Source organism: Sphingomonas sp. 37zxx (genome assembly GCF_000786205.1).
GTDB lineage: Bacteria > Pseudomonadota > Alphaproteobacteria > Sphingomonadales > Sphingomonadaceae > Sphingomonas.
Window position 1 is genome coordinate 34339 of record NZ_JROH01000005.1, and the last position, 26413, is coordinate 60751.

The window sequence follows — 26413 nt, forward strand, 5'->3', positions numbered from 1 at the left end:
TCACTCGTTTGCGCGGCCGCATGCGGTCAGCCGCCACGCCGGGGCTCGCCCTGCGCGTCGAGCGCATCGACCTCGTCGTCGGTGAAGACCCGGCTGCGGATGATGAAGCGTTTGCCGGTTGGCCCCTCGAGCGAAAAACCGGCACCGCGTCCGTCAACGACGTCGATCGTAACCTGGGTGTGTCGCCAATAGGCGAACTGCGCCGCGCCGATCCACACCGGAATATCGTCTCCGACCGTGCCGAGCAGGACATCCTGGCCGCCAGTGCGAAACTCGCCGGCGGGGTAGCACATCGGTGCCGATCCGTCGCAGCAGCCACCCGATTGATGGAACATCAGCGCGCCATGCGCCGCCGTCAGTTCGCGCATCACCGCGACCGCGGCATCGGTGACAAGAATACGCAGGGGTGCCGTCATCGCCCTATCCTCCCCGCACTGGCTCTCCCCGCAACAACCAACCCCGCCGATCGGCCCAAGCCGAACGGACAGGCGGCGGCTCCAGCCCCCGCCTGTCCACGACGTCTGCCGGGAGAGTATCGGCGCGCGTCGGTCAGAAGAACCCCAGTGCCTTGGGGCTATAGCTGACCAGCAGATTCTTGGTCTGCTGATAGTGGTCCAGCATCATGCGATGGTTTTCGCGGCCGATGCCCGACTGTTTGTAGCCGCCAAATGCCGCATGGGCGGGATAGAGGTGGTAGCAATTGGTCCACACCCGCCCCGCCTGGATGCCGCGCCCCATGCGATAGGCGGTGTTGCCGTTGCGGCTCCAGACACCGGCCCCAAGACCGTACAGCGTGTCGTTGGCGATCGCGAGCGCGTCGGCTTCGTCCTTGAAGGTGGTGACCGACAGCACGGGGCCGAAAATCTCCTCCTGGAAAACGCGCATCTTGTTATGCCCCTCCAGGATCGTCGGCTTGACGTAATAGCCACCGGCCAGCTCACCCTCGAGCATCGCGCGTTCGCCGCCGGTCAGGATCTTGGCCCCTTCGGCCTTGCCGATGTCCATATAGGACAGGATTTTTTCGAGCTGATCGTTCGATGCCTGCGCGCCGACCATCGTTGCAGGATCAAGCGGGCTGCCCATCGTGATCTTGGCCACCCGGGCAAGCGCCCGCTCCATGAACCGGTCATAGATCGATTCATGGATCAACGCGCGGCTGGGACAGGTGCAGACCTCACCCTGGTTCAGCGCGAACATCGAAAAGCCTTCGAGCGCCTTGTCGAAGAAATCATCATCCTCGTCCATCACATCGGCGAAGAAGACGTTGGGTGATTTGCCGCCGAGTTCGAGCGTGACAGGGATCAGATTTTCGGTCGCATATTGCATGATCAACCGGCCGGTGGTGGTTTCGCCGGTAAACGCGATCTTCGAGATGCGCGGCGATTGCGCCAGCGGCTTGCCCGCCTCGATCCCGAATCCGTTGACGATGTTCAGCACGCCATCGGGCAGCAGATCGCCGATCAGGTCGACCAGCGCCATGATCGACATCGGCGTCTGCTCAGCGGGCTTGAGCACCACGCAATTGCCCGCTGCCAGCGCCGGGGCAAGCTTCCACACCGCCATCAGCAGCGGGAAGTTCCACGGAATAATCTGGCCGACAACGCCCAGCGGCTCGTGGAAATGATAGGCGACAGTGTCGTTGTCGATTTGCGAAATGCCGCCTTCCTGCGCACGAAGACAGCCGGCGAAATAGCGGAAATGATCGATCGCCAACGGCAGATCGGCGGCAGTGGTTTCGCGGATCGGCTTGCCGTTGTCGATCGTCTCAGCCAGCGCCAGCCGGTCGAGATGCCGTTCCATCCGGTCGGCGATGCGATTGAGCACCAGCGAGCGTTCAGCATAGCTGGCGCGGCCCCAGGCGTCCTTGGCCGCATGCGCGGCGTCGAGCGCCAGTTCGATGTCTTCGGCCGTGCCGCGCGCGACCTGGCAGACGGTTTTGCCGGTGATCGGCGATGGATTGTCGAAATACTGGCCACGCACCGGGGCCACCCAATTGCCGCCGATGAAATTGTCGTAGCGCGGCCGAAGCGCAATGTCGCCCTTCAGCTTGTCGAGTGCATGTTGCAGCATCCTGGCCTCCTGTATCTTTTTTCCAGCGGGGCGCGCAGATTGCCCCGAACCGACCGTCATTATCCTGCCAGCCGCCGGGCACCGCCATTGTACCAAGGCGCTATTGCACACCCCCCGCGCTCACCGGAAAGATCAGCCCGCAAAATGCTGTGAAGACGGGAGTTGAGGATGCGAAACACAATGGTGGCAGCGCTCGCCGCGAGCTTCGTGCTGGCGGGAGCCGCAAACGCACAGACGCCAGCGAAAGCCCCCGTCGCCAATCCCGGCAAATCGGCCTTCGCCCCGTGCGCCGCCTGCCATGCCATCACCCCGAATACCGCACGGCTGGGGCCGACGCTGCACAAGGTGGTGGGGCGAAAGATCGCCAGCGTGGCCGGCTACACCTATTCGCCCGCGCTCCAGGGCAAAAAGGGGGCGTGGACGCCCGCTGATCTGGACAAATATCTGGAAAACCCGCGGCTATATGCAGCCGGCACCAAAATGTCCTATCCCGGCATGAAGGACCCCGCCAAGCGCGCCGCCCTGATCGGGTATCTCCAGACCCTGAAATAACCGCCATTGCCCGGTGCCGGCGGCGCTTCGGCCGCTGCCCCACCTGGCCGACTGCCGATAGCGCACCAGCAATCGGCAATGAATCCAATCATTTTTGCGATCGGTATTTGACGGATCACGAAGCTGCGGCGATGCTGCACCCATTCCAGTCGCCTGCGCCAAATCGAAACCATAGCGTTCAAGCACAGGCGGGTATTCGCATCGGGGGTGGAGATACGCCGTGGATAGACGTCATTTTCTTGCCGCTTGCGGCATTGGGGCCGGCGGCATGCTGCTGCCGGGCTTTGCCGGGCAAGCGATCGCAGCCGAACAACTCGTCGATCCGATCGAAGCCGCGGTAAAGCGCCGACTCGCCGATGCCGGGCTGTCAGCGGCGTCGCAGGGCGGAGCCAGCTATTGCGACGTCCGTGTCGGGCGGTATCTGCGCCAGTTCGTGCTGACGCGCGAAGCCAATGTGCAGAATGTCGTCAATACCGAGTCGTCGGGCGTCGGCGTCCGCGTCATCGCCGACGGAGCCTGGGGCTTCGCCGCCACCAACACGATGACGCCCGAGGCGGTGACCGAGGCCACCCGCCTTGCCATCGCGATCGCGCGCGCCAATGCCAAGAGCCAGACCGCCCCGGTCCAGCTCGCCCCCGCAAAGGGCGTTGGCGAAGTTTCGTGGCGCACCCCGATCCAGCGCAACGCGATGGAAGTGCCGCTCAAGGAAAAGGTCGACCTGCTGCTGGGCGTCAACGCCGCCGCGATGAGCGCGGGGGCCAGCTTCGTCAATTCGCAGTTGTTCCTGGTCAACGAACAGAAATATTTCGCCAGCTCGGACGGGTCGTATATCGATCAGGACGTCCACCGCATCTGGGCACCGTTCACCGTCACCGCGATCGACAAGGCGACGGGCAAGTTCCGATCGCGCGAGGGTCTGTCGGCCCCGATGGGGCTTGGCTATGAGTATCTCGCGGGCAACGCCGCCGACAAGGTCGCCTCGCCCAACGGCGTCATCAGCTACAACAAATCCTATGATATGCGCGAAGACGCCGTGGCGGCGGCGCGCCAGGCGCAGGAGAAACTAAAAGCACCCTCGGTCAAGCCAGGCCGCTATGACCTGGTGCTCGATCCCAACCATCTGGGGCTCACCATCCATGAATCGGTTGGCCATCCGCTCGAGCTCGATCGCGTGCTCGGCTATGAAGCCAATTATGCCGGCACCAGCTTCGCAACGCTCGACAAGCGCAAGGAGCGGTTCAAATATGGCAGCGACATCGTCAACATCGTCGCCGACAAGATGCAGCCGGGCAGCCTGGGCGCGGTCGGCTATGACGATGAAGGCATCAAGACCAAGCGCTGGCCGCTGATCCAGGATGGTCGTCTGGTCGATTACCAGGCGACCCGCGATCAGGCGCATATCCTGGGCAAGACCGAATCCGATGGCTGCTCCTATGCCGATAGCTGGTCGACGGTGCAGTTCCAGCGGATGCCCAACGTCTCGCTGCAACCCGGCAAGGCCAAGCTCAGCCTGAACGACATGATCGCCGGGGTCGATAACGGCATCTACATCCTGGGGCGCGGCTCGTTCTCGATCGACCAGCAGCGCTATAACGCGCAGTTCGGCGGCACGCTGTTCTACGAAATCAAGAACGGCAAGATCACCCAGCCGATCGAGGATGTCGCCTATCAGATGCGCACCCCCGAATTCTGGGCGGCGTGCTCGGGGATCTGCGACGAGAGCGACTACCGTCTGTTCGGATCGTTCTTCGACGGCAAGGGTCAGCCGAGCCAGGTGTCGGCGGTCAGCCACGGTTCGGCGACGACCCGCTTCGACGGGATCAACGTCATCAACACCGCGCGCTCGCTCGGTTGAACGGTACGCGGGGAGAACACGACAATGGCAATCATGACTGAGGCCGAGGCAAAAACGATCCTCGACAAGGTGATCGCGCTGGCGACCGCCGATCAATGCACCGCGCAACTGACCGGATCGGTCGAGGGTAATATCCGGTTCGCGCTCAATAACGTCTCGACCAGCGGGATCATCAGCAACACTGATCTGTCGGTGCAGGTGGCGTTCGGCCGGCGCGTCGGCACCGCGACGATCAACGAGTTTTCGGATGCAGCACTCGCCCGCGTCGTCGAACGCGCCGAAGCGCTGGCAAAGCTTGCGCCCGAAAGCCCCGAATTCGTGCCCGCCGTGGCCAAGCAAAGCTATCGCGCCACCGATACCTTCAGCGCGGCAACGGCGGCGATCACCCCCGACCAGCGCGCCGAAATCGCCCGCGCGTCGATCCAGCCGTGCCGCGCGCAAAGGCTGATCGCGGCAGGCTTTCTGGAGGACAGCCAGAGCTTCGTCGCCTTTGCCAATTCCAACGGCAATTTCGGCTATCAACGCGCGACCCAGATGGATTACACCTGCACCGTGCGGACCGAGGACGGGCGCGGTTCCGGCTGGGTCGGCAGCAATCTGCAGGACATTGGCAGCTTCAACGCCGCGCGCGACGTCGACATCGCGATGCGAAAGGCCAGCGCCTCGGTCGAGGCGCAGGCGCTCGAGCCGGGAAAATACACCGTCATCCTCGAACCGGCGGCAGCCGCCGGGCTGATCGGCTTCATGGCGCGCTTTTTCGATGCGCGACAGGCCGATGAGGGCCGCAGTTTCCTGTCCAAAGCGGGTGGCGGCAACAAGATCGGCGAGCAGGTGTATGACAGCCGCGTCAACCTGTTCTCCGATCCCGCCTATCCCGGACTTGCTACGATGCCGTGGGACGATGAAGGCCTGCCCCGCACGCGCCAGTCGCTGGTCGAAAATGGCGGGGTCACCAACATGATCTATTCGCGTTTCTGGGCACAGAAACAGGGAAAACAGCCCACCGGCTCGCCCGGCAACCTCATCATGGCTGGCGGCACCAAATCGACCTCTGACCTGGTGCGCGAGACCGAACGCGGGGTGCTGGTCACCCGCACCTGGTATATTCGCATGGTCGATCCCCAGACGGTGCTGCTCACCGGCCTGACCCGCGATGGCACCTTTTATATCGAGAATGGCCAGATCAAATATCCGCTGAAGAATTTCCGCTTCAACGAATCACCGATCATCATGCTCAACAATATCGACGAACTGGGCCGCCCTGTGCGGGTGACCAGCGAGGGCGGGTTGCAGATGATGATCCCGGCAATGCGACTGCGCGACTTCACCTTCACCTCGCTGTCGGACGCGGTGTAGGATCGGGGTGCGGCCGTCGATCTTGTCCGTTCGTGCCGCACCCGGCCTTCTTCGTCGCCCCGGCCTTTTTCCGGGGTGACAAGGGCATGACCCGCGCGCAACTCATCCGCCTGCTTGGACGCGGCGCGGTCGGCGGCGCGATCGCCGCCGCGCTGCCCTCGGTCGCCACCGCCGCACCCGAATACGACTTCTGGTTTACGCGCCTTCGCTATGACTCAGGCGACTGGGACGTCGATCAGCGGATGCCGGCGAACATACTCACCTCGCTGGTCGATTATACCAATCTTCGGATCGACCCGCGGGAGCGCGTGGTCCGCCTGTCCGATCCGGCGATGCTGCGCGCGCCCTTTTGCTATCTGGCCGGCCACAAACTGGTCGATTTCAGCACCGCCGAAGCCGCCAATTTCAAGGCCTATGTCGAAAATGGCGGCTTCGTCTTCGTCGATGACTGCAACCACGACATCGACGGCCTGTTCGCCAAGTCGTTCGAGCGCCAGATGGCGAAGCTCTTCGGTGCCGACCCGCTGAAGAAGCTCCCCAACACCCACCCGATCTATTCGAGCTTCTTCAAATTCGACGGGCCGCCAGCCACCAGTTTCGAGCTGAACGGCTGGGGTGACGACCTCATCCATGACTATCTGCGGGGCTATACGGTCAACCGCCGGCTGGGCATTCTCTACAGCAACAAGGATTATGGTTGCGAATGGGATTATGACTGGCGAAACAAGCGCTTCCTGGCCGAAGATAACACCAAATTCGCGGTCAATATCATCATCTACGCGCTGACCGTCTGACCCCCCTTGCCCGCACCCGGAGCCATGATGACCGACACCCCCAGCGAAGCCGATCTAGCCGCCCGGATGGAATCGATCGCGCGGCTGCGCGTCGAAATCGGCCGCGCGATCATCGGCCAGCGCGACGTCGTCGAACAATTGCTGATCGGGCTGTTCGCGGGCGGCCATTGCCTGATCGAAGGGGTGCCGGGGCTGGGCAAGACGCTGCTCGTCCGCACCCTGGGCGACGCATTGTCGCTCGAATTTCGCCGCGTTCAGTTCACCCCCGATCTGATGCCAAGCGACATTTTGGGCACCGAATTGCTCGAAGAGGATCACGGCACCGGCCATCGCCATTTCCGCTTCCAGAAAGGCCCGGTCTTCACCAATTTGTTCCTGGCGGACGAGCTCAACCGCACCCCGCCCAAGACGCAGGCGGCGCTGCTAGAAGCGATGCAGGAACACAGCGTCAGCTATGCCGGCGTTACTCACCGCCTGTCCGAACCCTTTTTCGTGCTGGCGACGCAAAACCCGATCGAACAGGCGGGCACCTATCCGCTACCCGAAGCGCAGCTCGACCGCTTCCTGCTCAACATCCGCGTCGATTATCCGACCGAGGCCGAAGAACGCGCGATCATCACCCACACCACCGGCGCAGCGGGCACGCGCGTTCAGGCGGTGATGCACGCCGCCGACATCGTCCAGATCCAGCAATGGGTGCGCCAGGTGCATGTCAGCGAGGCGCTGCTCGGCTGGGTGACGGCGTTGGTGCGCGCCACGCGCCCCGGCCCCACCGCGCCCGCCGCGATCAACCACTATGTCCGCTGGGGTGCAGGCCCGCGCGCGGGGCAGGCGCTGATCCTCGCCGCCAAGGCGCGCGCGATGCTCGAAGGGCGGCTGGCGGCGACGCGCGAGGACATCGCCGCCTTGGTCGCGCCGGTGCTTCGCCACCGCATCCTGCTGTCCTTTGCTGCCGAGGCCGAGCGCCGCTCGCCCGACGACGTCATCGCCGATCTGCTCGCCGCGATCCCAGCACCCGCCTGACCCGACACCGTGTCGCCGCTCGATCTCCCGCACGACGTTCGCCGCCGACTGGCGCGGCTGGCGATCGTGCCGCGCGGGCGATCGGGTCTCGGCGGCGTCGGCATCCATGCCAGCCGCAATCGCGGCACCGGGATGGAGTTCGCGCAATACCGCCCGTACGAGCGCGGCGACGAACTACGCTCGATCGACTGGAAGCTCTACGCCCGCTCCGACCGCTTCTTCGTGCGCGATGCCGAGCGCGAAAGCCCGCTCGCGGTATGGATCATCCTCGATGCCAGCGCGTCGATGGCGCAGGCCGATCTTGCCACCCCCGGCTGGTCGCGCTTCGACGCCGCCCGCCGCCTCGCCGCCGCGATCGCCGCCGTCGCGCTGGCGCAGGGCGATCGGTTCGGGCTGATCGTCGAAGGCGGCGGCGCACCGATCGTCGTCGCCCCCGGCAGCGGCCCGCGCCACCGCGACCGGCTGCATCTCGCGCTCGCGCCGCTTGCCGCCACGGGTGTCGCCGACTGGGAAGGCGCGCGCCAGCGGCTGGGCGAGCGCATCGGCCGCGACGATGTCGCGATCGTGCTGACCGACGGCTTCGACGAAGCCTGCATCGCCACGATCGAGGCGCTCGCCGCGTCGGGCCGCGACCTATGTACGATCCGGCTGTTCACCGCCGACGAGCGCGATTTCCCCTTCGACAGTGGCTATCGCTTCACCGACGCCGAAAGCGGTGCCAGCGTGATCGGCGACGGTCCGGCATTGCGCGAGCAGTATCTGACACGCTTCGCCGCCGCACGTGCCGCGAAGGAAGCACGGCTCGAAGCCGCAGGAGTCCGCCACACCGAAAGCTACGTCGACCGGCCTGCCGACGAACCAATCGCGGCGCTCTTCGATCGGCGCGCCCGCCGATGACACCGGCGCTGCTCACCCCGCTCGGCCTGTTGGCGCTGGCGGCGATCCTGCTGCCGATCGCGATCCATCTGGCGCGGCGAACCGAGATGCGTCCGGTCGATTTCGCCGCGCTGCGCTGGCTCGACGCGAGACCGCGCCCTCGGCAGCGCTTGCGGCTCGACGAATGGCTGCTGCTGGCGGTGCGGATTCTATTGCTGGCGCTGGTCGCGATCCTGCTGGCGGGGCCGATCCTTTGGGGTGCCGAGGATCGCCGCGCGGTCGTTGCGGTGTTTCCGGGAGTGGCGGCACCGGCAATCGGCGACGACGTGCGCGGGGTATGGCTCGCGCCGGGCTTTCCCTCGGTCGCCGGTGCTTCGCCGCCGCGCCCCGATCGCCCCGCCACGCTGATCCGCAGGCTTGATGCCGCGCTGGCCCCCGGGGTGCCGCTGACCGTGATCGTCCCGCCAGTGCTCGACGGCCTCGATGCCGAGCGCCCGCGATTGTCGCGCGAAGTCACCTGGCGCGTGGTCGATGCGCCGATGCTCGCTGCCACGCCAACAGTGCCGCCGCCGATCGCGATCCGCCACGCCGCTTCGATGCGCGGCGCTGTCCGCTATTTCCGCGCCGCCGCCACTGCGCTGGCACCGCCCGATCGCGCGCCGGATGTCGGAGGATTGGAGCAACCCTTGGCATCGACGGCCCGCCACATCATCTGGTTCGATAGCGGCGAGCTTCCCGCCCCGATCCTCGATCGAGTCGTCAATGGCGCGACCGTGCTGGTGACAAGCGACACCTTGCTCGCGCTCGACGACGCCCCACGCACCGTCTGGCGCGACGCCGAAGGCCAGCCGCTGGCGACCGAACAGCGCCACGGCAAGGGCCGCGTGCTTCGCCTGACACGCGCTATCGACCCTGCTGCGATGCCGATCCTGCTCGACGCGACCTTTCCCGATCGCCTCGCCGATCTGCTCTACCCCGCCCCACCGCCCGCGCGCGCGGCTGCCGCCGATCATGCGCCGCTAACGGGTGCCCCCGCCTGGCCGCAACCGCCGCTCGACCTGGCACCCTGGCTGGCGCTGGCAATCGCATTGGTCTTCGCGATCGAGCGCCTGCTCGCGACCCGCCAGCGCCGGGAAATCGCATGATCGAACGCCCGATCCTCGACCGGCACCGCCGCGCGGCAAAGATGCGGGTGCTGCTCGACAGCGTCGCGGTGGCGCTGCCGCTGACCCTCGGCGCGGCGGCGATCGGTTGGCGGCTAGGCGGCGGCACGGTTGCTATCGCGCTGTCGCTCATCGGTGCGGCCGTGCTGGCGTTGGTGGCATGGCGGCGGGGCCAGCGCTTCGACCGCGCTTGGCTGGTGTCCCGGCTCGATGCTGAGGTTCCCGCGTTCGAAGACAGCAGCGCCCTACTATTCGCGCCCGGCGCCAAGCTGGCCGGTCTGGCAGAGCTACAACGCCGCCGGATCGAGGCGCGGATCGATGCCGCGCAACCGCTCGACCTGCGCCCGCCCTGGTCACAACGCGCGATCCTGGCGGCGTGGATCGCTGCTATCGTGCTGGCGCTCGCGGCATGGCTCTGGCCCGATCCGCTTAACCCTATCGCCCCGCAGCCGACCGCAACGCCTGCCCCCGTCGCAGGCCCACCCCGCCTGGTCGCCGCCAGCATAGGGATCACGCCGCCAGCCTATACCGGCCTGCCCGCGCGCGAGCAGGCCAGCCTCGACGCGCAAATTCCCGCAGGATCACGGATCACCTGGTCGCTAGCCTTCTCGCCGCACCCAGCCGCAGCGACGATCGCCTTCCCCGGCAGCCAAGCCGTCCCGCTGACCCGAAACGGCGCGCGCTGGACCGCCGCCCACACCGCCACCCGCCCAGCGCTATACCGGATCGAAGCAACCGCCCTTCCCCGCCAACGCCTCCACCGCATCGAAACCATCGCCGACACGCCCCCCACCATCCGCGCGATCACCCCGTCCGAACAACTCGCCACCGTCACCGCCGGCCAGCGCCGCTGGACCCCGGTGTTCGAGGCGAGCGACGATTACGGCGTTGCGGCTGGCGCGACGCTGCGGATCACCGTCACCGCAGGCGAAGGGGAAAACATCAGCTTCACCCAGCGGACGATTATGCTGGCGGGCAGCGGCCCATCGCGCCGCCGGCGCTTTACCGCGACGCTCGACATCGCGCGCGAAGGCCTCGCCCCCGGCGGCGACCTGATCGCGCAACTCATCGTCACCGACAATCGCTCGCCCGCCTCGCAGCGAGTCGAGGGGCCGAGCGTGATCCTGCGCTGGCCCACCGATCTGGGGCTGGCCGACGGCCTGAACGGCATGGCACAACCCGTCATGCCCGCCTATTTCCGCAGCCAGCGCCAGATCATCATCGACGCCGAAGCCTTGATCCGCGATCGCGCCCGGCTGGGGGCTGATGCCTTTGCGACGCGATCGAACGCGCTTGGCGAAGATCAGGCGATCCTGCGGCTTCGCTATGGCCAGTTCGTCGGGGAGGAGGCAGAGGGTGCAGGATCGGGCGGCGGCATCGCGCTGCCCACCAACGACGAGCCGGCGCTGCCAACCAACGACACGCCACCCGCCGCAGCGCAAGACCGGCAAGACCCGACGCTGGGCGACGGCCATTCGGAAGGTGACGGACACGATCATGGCGCGCCCGGCGGCGATTTCGATGCCGCGCGCAGTTTCGGCCATGTCCATGACGATAGCGACGCCTCGACGCTCTACGATCCGGGGACGCGGAGCACGCTCGCACAGGCACTCGACGCGATGTGGTCGTCCGAGCGCGAGTTACGCCAGGGCGACCCGCGAGCGGCACTGCCTCACGCCAACCGCGCACTCGCCTTGCTCAAGGAAGCGCAGCAGGCGACGCGGATATTCTTGCCCCGCGTCGGTGCGGAACTGCCGCCGATCGACCTGACCCGGCGGCTGTCGGGTGATCGTGAGGGCATCGTCGCGCGGCGGCTGCCGCAAGCCGAGCCACCCAACCCCGACACCGCCCTCTCAGACGCCTGGCGCGGGCTCGCCGACATCCCCGGCAAGCGCCCGCCCCTCCGGCTTGGCGCGCTCGATCGTTGGGTGCGGACCAATGGCGACAAGCTCGCCGACCCGCTGGCGCTGCGCGCGGCGATCGACACGCTGCGCGGCGAGCCCGGCTGTGGTGAGTGTCGCGATCGGCTGCGCGCGTTGCTGTGGCGCGCGATCGAGCCCCCTCCCGCCGCGATCAAACGCCGCGCGACCCCGCGCCCCAGCGGTCGCCGTTATCTCGAAGCGCTGCGATGACCGGCGACACCTTTGCCTGGAGCCTGATCGCGATCGTCGGATCGCTGCTGCTGGCAAGCTGGCTGCTGGTGCGTCGCGGGCTTGGGCCGCGCAGGCTGGTACCGCTGCTCGCGTTGCAATGGCTGGCGGGGGCGGCGTTGCTGCTGTTCCTGTTCCCGCCGAGCGTGCGGATCGGCGGCGGTTCGCTCACCGTCGTCACCAGCCCGATGGCGGCGGGTCCGACCGGAAACGTCGTCAGCCTGCCCGAAGCGGGCAACGTCCCAGGTGCCAAACCGGTCCCCGATTTCGCCGCAGCCATCGCGGACGTTCCCGCCGGCACGCCGATCGAATTGCTGGGGCTAGGGCTGGTCGAGCGCGACCGGATCGCGATCACCAACCCGCTACGCTTCACCCCGCCGCCGCAGCCCGCCGGCATCACCGCGATCACCTTGCCCGAACCCACCGCCCCCGGTGCCGGCTTTATGTTCGGGGGGCAGGCAAGCGGCTTGGCCGGTGGCACGGCCGATCTGCTCGATCCCGCAGGTACCCGCGTCGCAAATGTCCCAATCGCCACCGACGGCCAATTCAGGCTTTCGGGCACCGCGCCGGTCGCCGGCACCGCGCTGTTCACGCTGGTCGCGCGCAACCGTTCTGGCGGCGTTATCGAACGGCTGGCGATCCCGGTCGATAGCCGCGACCCCACTCCGCCACGGCTGTTGATCCTCGCCGGTGCGCCCTCTGCCGAGGTGCGCCAATTGCGCCGCTTTGCCGAGGATGCCGGGATCGACGTTACGCTGCGCGTCGATCTCGGGGCCGGGCTTCAGACCGGCGATGCGCCCGTCGCGATCGACCGCGCGACCCTGGCCCGAACCGATCTGCTGGTGATCGACGATCGCCGCTGGGAGCGCCTCTCCGGCGGTGAGCGTAATGCGATCGTCGCCGCGCTGTCGGGCGGGATGGGATTGCTGCTGCGTCCCACCGGCCCGCTGCCCGCCGGGGTGCGGCGCGATTGGGCTTCGCTGGGCCTAGCGGTTTCGGGCGGCGATGCCAGCCTGCCGGTGCGGCTCGACGACACCCCCGATTCGCTGCCGCTTGCACGCCGCAACTTCAGCATGGGCGGGGCCAACGCGGTCACGATGCTGCGCGATTCGGCGGGCGAGGCGATCGCGGCCTGGGCACCGCGCGGGCGCGGGCGGGTCGGGCTGATGAGCGTTACCGACAGCTATGCCCTCACGCTCACCGGCGCGCCTCAGCGATATTCGGCGCTGTGGAGCATGATCTTTTCGACGCTGGCGCGTGAAGGCGAACCCGCCGCGCCGCGCCTGTCGGCGCTGGTTCGCGCGGGCGGACGCGGCGCGGTGTGCGGGTTGGCAGAGGATGCCCGGCTGCTCGCACCCGATGGCGGGGTCAGCCGCTTGCTGATTGATCGCGCCGCCAATGACTGCGCCGCCTTCTGGCCGCAACAGCCCGGCTGGCATGTGGTGCGCAATGCCAAGGATCGCGAAACGGCGCTTTACGTCCACCCTGCAAACGCGGCACCCGCGCTTGCGGCAGCGCAGCGGCGCGAGGGGACATTGGCGCTGATCGGGTCACCCTCGACCGACGCAGCCGAACGATCGGCTCCCGGCCCACGCTGGCCCTGGCTCTTGCTGCTGCTGGCGCTGATCGCCCCGCTGTGGTGGCTCGAACGGCAAAGAGTCTCCGCGGCTTAGCGTCAGAACTTCTTCCGTTCGTGCTGAGGCCGATGCTAACGCGAACCCTACGCCCTCGCCACAGCCTCCTTCGTCTGCCCGATCGCCTGCAAATCGCGCGCCACCGCCTCGGCCACCTTGATCCCATCGACCGCCGCCGACAGGATGCCCCCGGCATAGCCCGCCCCCTCGCCCGCCGGGTACAGCCCCGCCGTATTGAGGCTCTGAAAATCATCGCCGCGCGTGATCCGCACCGGCGAAGACGTCCGCGTCTCGACCCCGGTCAGCACCGCATCGGGATGGTCATAGCCCGGAATTTCGCGCCCGAACGCAACCAACGCCTCGCGCATCGCGGTCACCACGAAATCGGGCAGGCATTCGGCCAGATCGGTCAACTTCACACCGGGGCGATAGGAGGGGATGACGCTGCCAAGCGCCGTCGAAGGCCGGCCGGCGAGGAAATCGCCCAATTTCTGCGCCGGCGCGCTGTAATCACCGCCGCCTGCCACATAAGCGCGCTCCTCCCAATGCCGCTGGAGCGCGATCCCCGCCAGCGGATGCCCCGGATAGTCGCGCGCGGGATCTATGCCGACGACAATGCCTGAATTGGCGTTGCGTTCATTGCGTGAATATTGGCTCATGCCGTTGGTCGCGACTCGCCCCGGCTCGGAGGTCGCGGCGACCACGGTGCCGCCGGGACACATGCAAAAGCTATAGACGGTGCGTTCATTGGCGCAGTGATGCGACAGGCTGTACGCCGCCGCCCCCAAATCGGGATGTCCGGCGCACGGCCCGAAGCGCGCACGGTCGATCCATGATTGAGGATGCTCGATCCGCACCCCGATCGAAAACGGCTTGGCCTCGAGGAACACGCCGCGATCGTGCAGCATGTAAAAGGTATCGCGCGCGCTGTGGCCGACCGCTAGCACCACCGGCCCCACCGCCATCGCCTCGCCGGTCTGGAACCGAAGCCCGCGCAGCCGCCGCGATCCATCGGCAGCGGTCTCGATCTCGACATCCTCAACGCGGTGCCCGAAGCGATATTCGCCGCCCAGCGCCTCGACGGTCGCGCGCATGCTCTCGACCATCGTCACCAGCCGGAAGGTGCCGATATGCGGATGTGCTTCGGTGAGGATTTCGGGCGGTGCCCCCGCCTTGACGAATTCGGTCAGCACCTTGCGGCCCAGATGGCGCGGATCCTTGATCTGGCTCCACAATTTGCCATCGGAGAAGGTGCCCGCCCCGCCCTCGCCAAACTGAACGTTCGATTCGGGGTTGAGCTCGCTTCGCCGCCACAGCCCCCAGGTATCCTTGGTGCGTTCGCGCACCACCTTGCCGCGATCGAGGATGATCGGGCGAAACCCCATCTGCGCCAGCATCAGCCCCGCGAACAATCCGCACGGCCCCGCCCCGACTACTACCGGGCGCGGCCCGACATAATCCGCCGGTGCCTTGGCGACAAAGCGATAGCCCGTATCAGGGGTCGGATTGACGTGCCGATCGCGGCGACAGCGTGCGAGCACCGGCGCTTCGTTGCGCAGCGTCACGTCGACCGAATAGACGAACTGGATATCCATCTTGTCGCGCGCGTCATGCGCCCGGCGCGCGATCGTGTAGCGGACCAGGTCGCGCGGGGTGACCCGCAGCCGATCGCGGATCGCGGTGGCCAGTGCTTCCTCGGGATGATGGATCGGCAGCTTGAGTTCGGTGATGCGCAGCATCGCCCGGCCTTAAGCGCTGCCGCGCCGTAAGCAAAGTGCGGCTCTAGGCGCGGATGATCTCTTGGCGTAGCCTGCCCGAAACAGCATTGGCTGGGGAGAGCATCGCATGATGAAGCAGCTAATCTATCGATCACAGCCCTTTGGCTATGATCATGCGATGCTGGCCGGCATCCTTTCGGCGGCCCGGCGCAACAATCCGCGCGACGACATCACCGGCGCGCTGATCTGCCGCCATGATTTGTATCTGCAATTGATCGAGGGACCGGCGGCGGCGATCGATGCCCTCTACGCGCGGATCACAGTCGACGATCGCCACGGCGATGTCCGGCTATTACTGAGCGACGAGGTGTCCGAGCGGATGTTTCCGGCCTGGGCGATGCTCGATGACGAAGCGCCGTCGCTGTTCTGGTCACCCGCCGAAGTTGTGGACGGCGCGCTGGAGGCTGCAAGCCCGGCGATGCTGCGCGCGGCATTTGGCCGATTGCGGAAACGAACGCTCGATTGATCGGGGTTGGGGCGGCTTGCCGATGAACGCCGCTGAATACGGGAAATCCACAATGCCGATGCGCGCGCAGCCGCTTTAGTCAAGGTCTGGCTGCCGGGCCAACGGCATCGTGGAGAACGCACATGGATGCCGCCATCGACCTATCGCAGCCACTCGCTGCCCAACGCCACTATCCGCGTGGCGAGCACGCACAGGGCGCGCGGGGCTGCCCGACTTCCTTGCGGCTTCACGCGCTGTCGATCCGCGCTCGACCCACTCGTCTTGAGGCGGATCAGGAGCGCATCTGACATGCACGTCTTCCTTCCCGAAATCGCCGATCAATCGGTGCCGCGCTACACCAGCTATCCCACCGCGATGGCGTTCACGCCGGCGGTTGGATCAGGCCAGCAGGCAGCGGCGCTGGCCGCGCTTACGGCGGAAACCACGGCGTCGATCTATATCCACATCCCCTATTGCCATCAAATATGCTGGTATTGCGGCTGCAACACCGGGGCGATCGGCAAGGTGGAGCGGCTGGCAACCTATGTCGCTGCCTTGGTCCGCGAGATCGAAACGGTGGGCCGGCGGTTCCCCGGACGGGTGACCGCGGTGCATTTCGGCGGCGGCAGTCCCAACGCGCTGTCCACCGGGCTGTTCGCGCTGGTCTGCCACGCCATCCGCGCGAGCTTTTCGGTCAGCGGCGATGCCGAATGGGCAGCAGAGCTTGACCCGCGCCATCTGGACGAATCCTATGCCCAGGGGCTGGCGGCGGCGGGCATCTCCCGGGTCAGCCTGGGGGCGCAGACCTTTGCCCCGCAGATCCAGGCGCGGATCAATCGTATTCAACCCTTTCGCCAGGTCGCCCGTAGCGCGGCAGCGATGCGCGCCGCCGGGATCGAGCGGATCAATCTCGATCTGATGTACGGCCTGCCCGGCCAGACCCTCGACGACATTGCCGCGACGATCGCCCAGGCATTGCTGCTGCGGCCCGATCGGATCGCGATGTTCGGCTATGCCCATCTGCCGCTCCAGTTGCCGCGCCAACGGATGATCGACAGCACCGCGCTGCCCACGGCGCGGGAGCGCTTTTGGCAAAGCGCGCTGGCGCACGATCTGTTGACCGAAGCGGGCTATGATCCGGTGGGGTTCGATCATTTCGCACGGCACGGCGATGGCCTGTCCGCCGCCGCGAGGACCGGCGAGCTTCGCCGGAATTTCCAGGGCTTCACCGATGATCCGGCCGACGTCGTGCTCGGGATCGGTGCCTCGGCCATCAGCCACTTTCCCGACCTGATCGTCCAGAATGAGAAACATGTCGGCAGCTGGCGGATGCGCGCGGCCAATGGCCAGCTCACCGGCGTAAGGGGGGTCGAGCGCGATGCCGATGACCGGCTGCGCGGTGCGATCATCGAGCGGCTGTTGTGCCAGGGCGAGGCCGATATCTCGACCTATATCGCCCGCCACGGCGAACCGGCGATCGATCAGCTCGAAGCACTTGGGGTAGTTCGCAGGATCACGGATCGGATCGAGATCACCGACATCGGTTGGCCCTACGCCCGGATCGTCGCCGCAGCCTTTGACTCGCGCCGATCGGTAACACTGCCGCTGAGCCGCGCCGTCTGACGCTGCTCGGCGCCACTCTCCGTAACATCCACAATGTCGCAAGCTGCCCAGCACCAATAGCCTGATGCCAATTCAACCGAGGAGGCGACGATGAAGAACGTTCTTGTGCTCTTGCATGACGATCCCGGCCAGGAGGCACGGTTTCAGTCGGCGCTCGATCTGACGCGCGCGCTGGGTGGGCATCTGACCTGTGTCGACGTTTCGATCCTGCCGGTTCTCGTCGGCGACTATGTCGACATGGGCGGCACCGCGCTGATGATGGCCGACGAACAACAACGCGAAGGTGCCAACCGGACGCGGATGCAGGCCCGCCTGGAGGCCGAGGACGTGGCCTATAGCTGGCATGACGAACGCGGATTTCTAAGCCAGTGCATCCTCGATTCGGCGGGCTTGACCGACCTGATCGTGCTGAACCGCGAATTGGACAGCATCCTGTATCCCGACATGTTCGATCTGGTCGGCGATGTGCTGATCAAGACGCGCAAGCCGATCGTCGCGGTGCCGGCGTCGACCAAAAAATTCGATGCGTTCGGCAGTGCGCTGGTCGCCTGGGATGGATCAGCCCAATCCGAAGCAGCGCTCCAGGCGGCGGTACCGTTGCTGCAACACGCGCGCATGGTGACGATCCTGGAGATCGACGACGGGTCGCTGAAACTGCCCGCTATCGATGCCGCGACCTATTTGTCGCGCCATGACATCAAATCGATGATCCGCCGCGAGACGTCGCTGACCGATGTTGCCAGCACCACGATCCTGCAAGCGATCACCGAGACCGGCGCTGCCTATCTGGTGATGGGAGGCTTTGGCCATAGCCGCTTCCTCCAGGCAACTTTTGGCGGCGTCACCCGGCGCATGCTGAAGGAATGCCCGGTGCCGCTGTTCCTGGCGCACTGAGCGCATCGGTGCGGGCGATCGACGTGAAACCGGGCGATGTGAAACCGGGCAACGCCTGGACCCCGGCCACCGATCGCCCGCAGGTGCCGCTAAGGGCGAATGGTGCCCGCACCCTGCCGACCGGGATTGATTCCGAGCCGGTCGTCGATCGCCGCGCGCTCATCATCGAGCCCGAAGACAGCGTGCGGCGCAGCCTGCAATTGATGCTGCAGGGCTTTCGTTTCGCCGTGCGGTCCTTCGGTGCCCTCGCCCCGGCACTGGCCGATTCCTACGCGCGCGACGCGCATGTCCTGCTGGTGGCGCATGACGTGCTCAATAGCGGCGATCGCGCCCTGCTGTCGGCGCTGCGCCAATCGGGCTGGCAGGGCCGTGCGATCCTGGTCGCCCGATCGCCCACCACCGACCTGGCCGACGAGGCACGGCACGCCGGCTTCGCTGCGATCGTCGACAAGCCGATCGGTCGGCTGGAACTGCTCAACGCGCTTTCAAAATGACGCCCCTGCCCCGGTACAGCATCGCGCATGGCAAGGGGGGGGGCAGCACATCGGTGGTAATGCCATAGCCGTCCTGTTATTGCCCTCCCCGCTCCGGGGCTTGCCTGCGCCGGTCAGTCGGAAGGCTTGAAAGGCGGGATAGGGCGCATCGGTATCTCTGCACTGCGACCGCAACTGCTGAACCACGGCATCGCCTTTGGCGCCGTGGCGATTGCCACGATCGTGCAACTGGCGCTGAGCCAGTGGCTGCCGGGGGCATCGCCCTATATTCTGTCCACCGTGGCGGTGCTGATCGCCGGCGTGCTCGGCGGTGCGCTGCCGGCGCTGATCGCGACCGCGCTTACCGTGGTGATTGCCTATTTCATGCGCTGGCCGGCGGGCGAAACCGGCGTCCCGGCGCTGGTCACCTTCCTGGTGGCCGCGACCAGCATCATCTGGATCGCACACCGGATCGCCCGCCGGACGGTCCAGGTCGATGAACTAGCCGACGAGCTGAACCTGATGATCGAGGGTGCCAGCGGCTATGCGCTGTACATGCTCGATCCGATGGGGCGAGTATCGATCTGGAACGAGGGCGCGCGGCGACTGAACGGGTGGCGCGCCGAAGACATTGTCGGGCGGCATTTCTCGCTATTTTATTCCGAACAGGCGGTCGCGGCGGGCAAGCCTTTCGGCGACCTCGATCGTGCGCGCAGCCAAGGCAAGGTAGACGAGGAAGATTGGCGGGTTCGCGAGGACGGGTCCGAGTTTCTGGCGCATGTGCTGATCACACCGCTATACGACAAGGTCGGCAATCTGCGCGGCTATGGCACCGTGATCCGCGACGTCACCGAACAGCGCGCGGGCGAGCATCAGGCAAGCGCCAGCGCCAACCATCTGCGCTCAATCCTGTCGACCGTTCCCGACGCGATGATCGTGATCAACAAGGCAGGCGACATCCTGTCATTCAGCTCCGCAGCCGAACGGCTGTTCGGCTATACCGAGGCGCAGGTGACCGGCACCAATGTCAGCCGGTTGATGCCCGAGCACGACCGGGTTCGGCATGACGGCTATATCAACCGCTATCTCGACACCGGCGAACGGCGGATCATCGGCACTGGCCGCACCGTGATCGGCCAGCGGCGCGACGGCACCACCTTTCCAATGGAATTATCGGTCGGCGAAGCGGTGACCGATGGCGAGCGCGTCTTCACCGGCTTTATCCGCGACCTGACCGAGCGGCAGCAGATGGAGGAACGGGTCGAGGAGTTGCGATCCAGCCTGGTTCATGCCGCGCGGGTCAGCGCGATGGGGACGATGGCATCCACCCTGGCGCATGAACTGAACCAGCCGATCACCGCCGTCGTCAACTACATGCGCGGCATCCGCAACCTGACCCGCGATAATGATCCGGCAGATCGCCCGATGATCGAGGAAGCGCTGGAGGACGCATCGCGCGAGGCGATGCGCGCCGGCGATATTGTCCGGCGGCTGCGCGAGTTCGTGGCGCGCGGTGATGTGGAAAAAAGCGTCGAGGAATTGCCGCTGCTGATCGAGGAGGCAGCACATCTGGCGCTGATCGGCGCGCGCGAACGCGGCGTATCGGCTTCGTTCACGCATGATCCGGGCGCAACGTGCGTGCTGGTCGATAAGGTGCAGATCCAGCAAGTGCTGATCAACCTGATGCGGAATGCGATCGAAGCAATGTCCGACGCGCCGCTTCGCCAGTTGACGGTATCGACCCATGTCGACGCGCCGGGCTTTGTCCGCCTCTCGGTTGCCGATACCGGCCCTGGCATTGCCCCCCACATCGCCGAAAACCTGTTTCGCGCGTTCAACACTACCAAGGCGGGGGGAATGGGCTTGGGCCTATCGATCTGCCGGACGATCGTCGAGGCGAATGGCGGCCGGATATGGATGGAGCCACGCGAAGGCGGCGGCACCGCTTTCCACTTCACGATCGCGCAGTTCAAAAAGGAGACGGTGGAATGAGCGACAAGCGATTGGTCCATATCATCGATGATGAAGACGGCGTTCGGCGCTCGGCCAGCTTCATGCTCAAGACCTCGGGCTTCGCGACATGCACGTGGGAATCGGGCACCGCGTTCCTGAAGGAAGTGCGCCACGCCGAACTCGGCTGCATCTTGCTCGACATCCGCATGCCCGAAATGGACGGGCTGGAGGTGCAGCAGGCGCTGAACGAACGCGGCGTGGCGATGCCGGTGATCATACTGACGGGGCATGGCGACGTCACCATCGCGGTGAAGGCGATGAAGGCCGGCGCGGTCGACTTTATCGAAAAGCCGTTCGAGAGCGACGTGCTGCTCGATGCGATCGGGCGCGCGTTCGATCGGATCGATATGGCGGCCGACGTCATCGTGCGCGCCGCCGATGCCGGCGTCGTGCTGGGTGCGCTCACCGCGCGCGAACGCGAAGTGCTCGAAGGGCTGGCGCAGGGCTATCCGAACAAGACGATCGCCTATGACCTTGGCATTTCGGCGCGTACCGTCGAGGTCCACCGCGCCAATGTGATGACCAAGCTTGGCGCGCGAAGCCTGTCCGACGCGCTGCGGATCGCATTCGCCGCCGGACTGGGAAACGGCAAAATCTGATACGCTGATATCATTGGAGCCAATGGCCGAGCCATCCGTATACACCCCTATGGCCACGTCTTTTGGACGCGCTAGGCTATGTCGATCCGAAAACAGGATAAAAGCCGCCTTGGCTGCAAGCTGATCTTCCTTTGGGCGGACGGACTTCGGACCGGGCAGCGGGATGGAGATGTGATGGCGATGATCGACGACGGCGGCACCGACAAGACGATCCGGCACATCGTGGTGCTCGGCCACCCCTCCCCCGGCAGCTTCAACCATTCGGTAGCCCGCACTTATTGCGAAACGGTGCGCGAATGTGGCCAGGTGGCGCAGCTTCGCGACTTGTACGCGCTCGAATTCGATCCGCTGCTGCGCTCGCAGGAACAGCCAGACGGAGCGCACTTCGCCCCTGCCCCGGATGTCCAGCCGGAACTGGGCTATCTTCAGCACAGCGCGATCGTGACCCTGATCTATCCGATCTGGTTCGGCATGCCACCGGCGATCATCAAGGGTTATGTCGATCGCGTGATGGGAGCAGGCTTTGCCGCGCGCAATTTGAAAACCGCCGGGGCCGGTCCATCGCTGCATGGCAAGAAACTGATGCAGTTCAGCTCATCGGCATCGACCAAATGCTGGCTGGAAGAACAGGGCCAATGGGTCGCGCTTCGGCGGGCGTTCGACGGGTATCTCACCACGGTGTTCGGCATGGAAGCGGGCGAGCATGTGCATTTCGATTCGATCGTCGAAGAGATGAAGCCGCGCCATATCGACGAAGCGCTGGCGGTGGTGCGCGAAAAGACGCGCTCGGTATGCGCCGCGCTGCTGCAACGCCAGCATCAGGCCAGGGTACAGCGGCTGCTGGGATAGCACCGAACCAAAAGCATCGGCAAAAGTCGATGGTTGCGGCGGGTAGTTCCATCGGATAATGCCGATGTATGAACGATGACGATGCGCTTGCCTGCCTTGCCGCACTCTCGCACCCCACGCGGCTGACCGCGTTCCGGCTGCTGGTGCGCGCCGAACCCGATGGGCTTTCCACCGGCGCGCTGGTCGAGGCGACCGCGCTTGGCCAAAGCACCTTCTCCACCCATTTGGCGGTGCTGGTGGCGGCGGGGCTGGTGCAGCCCGAAAAGCAAGGCCGCCAGATAATCCAGCGCGCCGACATCGCCCGGCTGCGCGCGCTGATGCTGTTCCTTGCCAAGGATTGCTGCGGCGGCAGCGCCGAGCTTTGCGAACCGCTGATCGCCCAACTCGCCTGCTGCTGAAGGAGTATCGCAATGTCCGATCCGATTACCGCCAACACCGGCGCGACCGACAAAGCCCAGACCGACGCCGCGCAAGCCGTGACAATCTATCACAACCCCGCCTGCGGCACGTCGCGCAACACGCTGGCGATGATCCGCAATGCCGGGATCGAACCGCAAGTGATCGAATATCTGAAGGCTCCGCCGTCGCGCATGGTGCTGGTCGATCTGATCGCCCGCGCTGCCCTGACGCCACGCGCGTTGCTGCGCGAAAAGGGCACGCCCTATGCCGAACTCGGGCTGGACGACGCCAGCCTGAGTGACGATGCGCTGATCGACGCGATGATCGCGCATCCGATCCTCATCAACCGACCGTTGGTGATAACGCCGATCGGCGTCCGCCTATGCCGCCCGTCCGAACTCGTGCTCGACATCCTGCCTGCCACACAACGCGGAGCCTTCACCAAGGAAGACGGCGAGCGGGTGACTGACGACACCGGAGCAAAGCTGCAATGACCGAGCAGCTTTCCAAGCCCGAGCGGCTTGGCTTTCTCGATCGCTGGCTGACGCTGTGGATCTTCGCGGCGATGGCGCTGGGGGTGCTGCTCGGCACAATCTTCACCGGTCTGCCCGCCGCGCTCAACAGCCTGTCGGTGGGCACCACCAATGTCCCGATCGCGATCGGGCTGATCCTGATGATGTATCCGCCGCTGGCGCGCGTGCGCTATGAAGACCTGCCCAAGGTCTTTGCCGACAAGCGGGTGCTGGCGCTGTCGCTGGTGCAGAACTGGCTGATCGGGCCGACCTTGATGTTCGCGCTAGCGGTGATCTTCCTGCGCGATTATCCCGAATATATGACCGGGGTGATATTGATCGGCCTGGCACGCTGCATCGCGATGGTGCTGGTGTGGAATCAGTTGGCGAAGGGCGACAATCAATATGTCGCGGGGCTGGTCGCGTTCAATTCGATCTTTCAGATCGCCTTTTTCAGCGCCTATGCCTGGCTGTTCCTCACCGTCCTGCCGCCGCTGTTCGGGCTGGAAGGCAGCGTGATCGACGTAAGCTTCTGGACGATTGCCGAGGCGGTGCTGATCTATCTTGGGCTGCCGTTTCTGGCGGGGTATGTCACCCGCAAATGGCTGGTCGCCAGGCGCGGCAGCGATTGGTACGAAACCACCTTCCTGCCACGGATCGGGCCGATCACGCTGGCGGCATTGCTGTTCACCATCACCGCAATGTTCACGCTGAAGGGCGGCGACGTCGTCCGCCTGCCGCTCGACGCGATCCGCATCGCGATCCCGCTGACGATCTATTTCATCGTCCAGTTCCTGATCAGCTTCTTGATGGGCAAGCTGATCCAGGCCGATTATCCGCGCACTACCGCGATCGCCTTCACCGCTTCGGGCAATAATTTCGAGCTGGCGATCGCGGTCGCCATCGCCGCCTTCGGGCTCGGCTCGCCGGTCGCCTTTGCCGCTGTGATCGGGCCGCTGGTCGAGGTGCCGGTGTTGATCCTGCTGGTCCAAGTCGCGCTGCGGCTCGGCCGGCGCTGGTTCCCCGCCACCGCGCCAGCCTGACGGAGAATGCCACTTGCCGCTACGCACCCTTGCCGACCCCGATCATTTGCCCGCGCTCGATCGCCGCTACACCTTCGATCGCCCCGCCGCCGGCCTTGGCCCCGCCGATCCGCCCCCGCGCATCCTGCTGCTCTATGGCAGCTTGCGCGAACGTTCCTATTCGCGGCTGTGCGTCGAGGAGGCAGCGCGATTGCTGCAATGGTTCGGCTGCGAGACGCGCATCTTCGATCCCTCGACGCTGCCGCTGCCCGATCAGGTGGCGGGCGACGACCATCCCGCCGTCCACGAACTGCGCGAATCGTCGCTGTGGTCAGAGGGGCAGGTGTGGTGCAGCCCCGAGCGCCACGGCCAGATCACAGGGGTGATGAAAACGCAGATCGACCATCTGCCGCTGGCAATGGGCGGAATGCGGCCAACCCAGGGGCGGACGCTCGCGGTGATGCAGGTGTCGGCGGGTTCGCAATCGTTCAACAGCGTCAATACGTTGCGCGTGCTCGGCCGCTGGATGCGGATGTTCACCATCCCCAACCAATCCTCGGTCGCCAAAGCGTTCGACGAGTTTGACGATGCCGGGCGGATGAAGCCATCGAGCTATTACGACCGGATCGTCGATGTGATGGAGGAATTGGTGCGCTTCACCGTGCTGATGCGACCGCATGCCGCCAGGCTGGTCGATCGCTATTCGGGGCGCAAGGAGGCCGGGGTGGCGATCGACCCCGCCACCGATCTTTCGAGCATCGCGCTATTGAAAAGCCAGAGCGTTACGCAAGGCTAACGCATTTCCCCCGTCATTCCCGCCTTCGCGGGAATGACGAAAAGAAGATCGGTAGGTCAACGCGCAGTCATCCCGCTATCGGCGCGAATCGGCTCAATCGCCGGTCAGGATGCGATCGACCAATTGCTTCACGCTGGGCACGAAACCGTTCGAATAGAACGGGTCTTTCTTGAAATTATACGCATTATGCCCTGCGAACATCAGATTCTGTTCGACCGGGCCGTCATGCGCGATGTCCTGCAGCGTCTTTTGAATGCAGAAGCTGCGCGGGTCGGCCAGGCGACCGGTCGAGTTCGTCTCGGTGTCCTTCCACGACGAAAAGGCGCAGTGGCTGAGGCAGCCCATGCAATCGGCCTGGTCCTTGCGGATCACGCCCTTTTCCTCGGGCGTCACGAACACCAGCGTATTATCGGGGGTCTTGAGCGCATCGGTGAAGCCCAGGCCGAACCATTCGCGCGCGCGCAGCAAATCGCCGCGCGTCACCCAGAAATTCTTGCCCTTTACCCCCACATCGAGCTGGAACACATGATCGCCAGCCTCCTGCGTCGAAAAGGCGATCTGCCGCTCGGAGCGCATCTCGAGGTTGCGCAGAAACGGGTTCCGCACCGCCGAGGAATAAAAGCCGGTCGGCGAGAAGCGGTGCAGCAGGACGTCGCCCTGCTCCAGCGTCATCAGCCGCGCCTTCCACCCCTCGGGGATCGGGCTTTCCCGCGTCAACAGCGGGCGGGTGCCGTATTGGAACGCGATCGCGCCCAATTCGTCATTGTCGATCCAATTGGCCCAATCGCGCAGATACCACACGCCGCCCGCCATCACGATCGGAGTGCTGTCGGGAATGCCACCCTCCCGCATCACGTCGCGCAGCGCCTTTACGCGGGGATAAGGGTCTTGCGGTGCCAGCGGGTCTTCGGCGTTCGACAAGCCGTTATGGCCGCCGGCAAGCCAGGGATCCTCATACACCACCGCCGCCAGCCATTCGGCGGCCTTTGAATAAGCGCGCTTCCACAATGCGTTGAACGCGCGGCCCGAGCTGACGATCGGCAGGTAATGGACATTGTACGACGCCGCGATCTCGCTCAGCTTGTACGGCATCCCCGCGCCGCAGGTGACGCCCGCCACCTTGCCGCGCGTGCGATCAAGCACACCGTGCAGGATGCGCTGTGCGCCGCCCATTTCCCACAACACGTTGATGTTGATCGCGCCCTTGCCATCGGCGATCTCATAGGCGCGATCGACCTGCTGCACCGCGCCTTCGATGGCATATTCGATCAGCTCCTCATGCCGCTCGCGGCGCGTTTGCGCGCGATAGATTTGCGGGATGATCTTGCCTTCATGGTCATAGCTATCGGCGTTGACCGCGCTCACGGTGCCGATTCCGCCAGCAGCGGCCCAGGCACCAGCCGATGCGTGGTTGGTAGCAGCCACCCCTTTTCCACCTTCGACCAATGGCCAGACTTCACGGCCATTATAAACGATCGGCGACAGGCCTTTGAACAAAACTTCCTCCAGGCAAATGATCGGCGCGCAAATATCGGGC

Annotated in this window: 24 protein-coding genes; 20 read left to right on the top strand and 4 right to left on the bottom strand. The window is 65.5% G+C overall.

The annotated features are described in order from the left end of the window. Positions 1 to 26 precede the first annotated feature (26 nt). Together QU44_RS03195 and adh are read right to left on the bottom strand one after the other, a co-directional pair. On the bottom strand, positions 27 to 416 hold the full coding sequence (locus tag QU44_RS03195; protein ID WP_033920060.1) for a DUF779 domain-containing protein: 390 nt from the start codon (positions 414 to 416) through the stop codon (positions 27 to 29). A gap of 133 nt (positions 417 to 549) precedes the next feature. Continuing rightward, entirely contained in the window at positions 550 to 2070 is a 1521-nt protein-coding gene (gene adh / locus QU44_RS03200; protein WP_033920175.1) for an aldehyde dehydrogenase, read from the bottom strand. 168 nt (positions 2071 to 2238) lie between these two features. On the opposite strand from adh, the gene QU44_RS03205 reads away from it, so the two are divergent. From QU44_RS03205 to QU44_RS03245, 9 genes are all read left to right on the top strand, one after another. Next, positions 2239 to 2622 carry a c-type cytochrome gene (locus tag QU44_RS03205; RefSeq protein ID WP_081987840.1) on the top strand — a complete coding sequence of 128 codons (384 nt, stop codon included), beginning with the start codon at positions 2239 to 2241 and terminating at the stop codon, positions 2620 to 2622. Between the two features lie 220 nt (positions 2623 to 2842). Next, a complete protein-coding gene (locus tag QU44_RS03210; protein WP_033920062.1) occupies positions 2843 to 4477 on the top strand; it encodes a TldD/PmbA family protein in 1635 nt (544 codons plus the stop codon). 24 nt (positions 4478 to 4501) lie between these two features. Beyond that, the gene (locus tag QU44_RS03215; protein ID WP_033920063.1) at positions 4502 to 5833 is read left to right on the top strand and encodes a TldD/PmbA family protein; all 1332 of its coding nucleotides are present in this window, start codon (positions 4502 to 4504) and stop codon (positions 5831 to 5833) included. Positions 5834 to 5865: 32 nt separating this feature from the next. Further along, positions 5866 to 6627: a DUF4159 domain-containing protein gene (locus QU44_RS03220; protein ID WP_231621593.1), complete on the top strand. Its 762-nt coding sequence runs from the start codon at positions 5866 to 5868 to the stop codon at positions 6625 to 6627. A gap of 27 nt (positions 6628 to 6654) precedes the next feature. Further along, positions 6655 to 7650, top strand: a complete 996-nt coding sequence (locus tag QU44_RS03225; protein WP_033920177.1) for an AAA family ATPase — start codon at positions 6655 to 6657, stop codon at positions 7648 to 7650. Between the two features lie 9 nt (positions 7651 to 7659). Then, on the top strand, positions 7660 to 8547 hold the full coding sequence (locus QU44_RS03230) for a DUF58 domain-containing protein (RefSeq protein ID WP_033920064.1): 888 nt from the start codon (positions 7660 to 7662) through the stop codon (positions 8545 to 8547). Then, positions 8544 to 9671 carry a BatA domain-containing protein gene (locus tag QU44_RS03235; protein WP_033920065.1) on the top strand — a complete coding sequence of 376 codons (1128 nt, stop codon included), beginning with the start codon at positions 8544 to 8546 and terminating at the stop codon, positions 9669 to 9671. The genes QU44_RS03230 and QU44_RS03235 overlap by 4 nt, the downstream gene beginning before the upstream one ends. Next, complete coding sequence (locus tag QU44_RS03240) at positions 9668 to 11821, top strand: DUF4175 family protein (protein WP_033920066.1); 2154 nt, start codon at positions 9668 to 9670, stop codon at positions 11819 to 11821. The genes QU44_RS03235 and QU44_RS03240 overlap by 4 nt, the downstream gene beginning before the upstream one ends. Next, positions 11818 to 13512, top strand: coding sequence for a hypothetical protein (locus QU44_RS03245; RefSeq protein WP_033920067.1), 1695 nt, complete (start codon positions 11818 to 11820; stop codon positions 13510 to 13512). Before QU44_RS03240 ends, QU44_RS03245 begins: the two co-directional genes overlap by 4 nt. A 47-nt stretch (positions 13513 to 13559) precedes the next feature. Here the strand turns inward: QU44_RS03245 and QU44_RS03250 are convergent, their stop codons facing one another. After that, positions 13560 to 15212, bottom strand: a complete 1653-nt coding sequence (locus QU44_RS03250; RefSeq protein WP_033920068.1) for an NAD(P)/FAD-dependent oxidoreductase — start codon at positions 15210 to 15212, stop codon at positions 13560 to 13562. Between the two features lie 106 nt (positions 15213 to 15318). Here QU44_RS03250 and QU44_RS03255 point away from each other — a divergent pair, with 106 nt between their 5' ends. From QU44_RS03255 to arsH, 11 genes are all read left to right on the top strand, one after another. Beyond that, positions 15319 to 15717, top strand: coding sequence for a BLUF domain-containing protein (locus QU44_RS03255; RefSeq protein WP_033920069.1), 399 nt, complete (start codon positions 15319 to 15321; stop codon positions 15715 to 15717). A gap of 288 nt (positions 15718 to 16005) precedes the next feature. Further along, on the top strand, positions 16006 to 17319 hold the full coding sequence (gene hemN / locus QU44_RS03260) for an oxygen-independent coproporphyrinogen III oxidase (protein ID WP_033920070.1): 1314 nt from the start codon (positions 16006 to 16008) through the stop codon (positions 17317 to 17319). Positions 17320 to 17409: 90 nt separating this feature from the next. Further along, the gene (locus tag QU44_RS03265) at positions 17410 to 18213 is read left to right on the top strand and encodes a universal stress protein (RefSeq protein WP_033920071.1); all 804 of its coding nucleotides are present in this window, start codon (positions 17410 to 17412) and stop codon (positions 18211 to 18213) included. Positions 18214 to 18221: 8 nt separating this feature from the next. Next, the gene (locus QU44_RS03270; protein ID WP_197054233.1) at positions 18222 to 18707 is read left to right on the top strand and encodes a hypothetical protein; all 486 of its coding nucleotides are present in this window, start codon (positions 18222 to 18224) and stop codon (positions 18705 to 18707) included. Between the two features lie 501 nt (positions 18708 to 19208). Further along, on the top strand, positions 19209 to 20678 hold the full coding sequence (locus QU44_RS03275) for a PAS domain-containing sensor histidine kinase (RefSeq protein ID WP_231621604.1): 1470 nt from the start codon (positions 19209 to 19211) through the stop codon (positions 20676 to 20678). After that, positions 20675 to 21298 carry a response regulator transcription factor gene (locus QU44_RS03280; protein WP_033920073.1) on the top strand — a complete coding sequence of 208 codons (624 nt, stop codon included), beginning with the start codon at positions 20675 to 20677 and terminating at the stop codon, positions 21296 to 21298. The genes QU44_RS03275 and QU44_RS03280 overlap by 4 nt, the downstream gene beginning before the upstream one ends. 174 nt (positions 21299 to 21472) lie before the next feature. Beyond that, the gene (locus QU44_RS03285; protein WP_033920179.1) at positions 21473 to 22147 is read left to right on the top strand and encodes an NAD(P)H-dependent oxidoreductase; all 675 of its coding nucleotides are present in this window, start codon (positions 21473 to 21475) and stop codon (positions 22145 to 22147) included. Positions 22148 to 22215: 68 nt separating this feature from the next. Further along, positions 22216 to 22545: an ArsR/SmtB family transcription factor gene (locus tag QU44_RS03290; protein ID WP_033920074.1), complete on the top strand. Its 330-nt coding sequence runs from the start codon at positions 22216 to 22218 to the stop codon at positions 22543 to 22545. A gap of 12 nt (positions 22546 to 22557) precedes the next feature. Next, positions 22558 to 23040, top strand: coding sequence for an arsenate reductase (glutaredoxin) (gene arsC, locus QU44_RS03295; RefSeq protein ID WP_081987841.1), 483 nt, complete (start codon positions 22558 to 22560; stop codon positions 23038 to 23040). Beyond that, the gene (gene arsB, locus QU44_RS03300) at positions 23037 to 24101 is read left to right on the top strand and encodes an ACR3 family arsenite efflux transporter (RefSeq protein ID WP_033920075.1); all 1065 of its coding nucleotides are present in this window, start codon (positions 23037 to 23039) and stop codon (positions 24099 to 24101) included. The genes arsC and arsB overlap by 4 nt, the downstream gene beginning before the upstream one ends. 13 nt (positions 24102 to 24114) lie before the next feature. Next, entirely contained in the window at positions 24115 to 24876 is a 762-nt protein-coding gene (arsH, locus tag QU44_RS03305; protein WP_033920076.1) for an arsenical resistance protein ArsH, read from the top strand. Between the two features lie 93 nt (positions 24877 to 24969). Here the strand turns inward: arsH and QU44_RS03310 are convergent, their stop codons facing one another. Next, on the bottom strand, positions 24970 to 26373 hold the full coding sequence (locus QU44_RS03310; RefSeq protein ID WP_033920077.1) for an NAD(P)H-dependent flavin oxidoreductase: 1404 nt from the start codon (positions 26371 to 26373) through the stop codon (positions 24970 to 24972). Between the last annotated feature and the right edge of the window lie 40 nt (positions 26374 to 26413).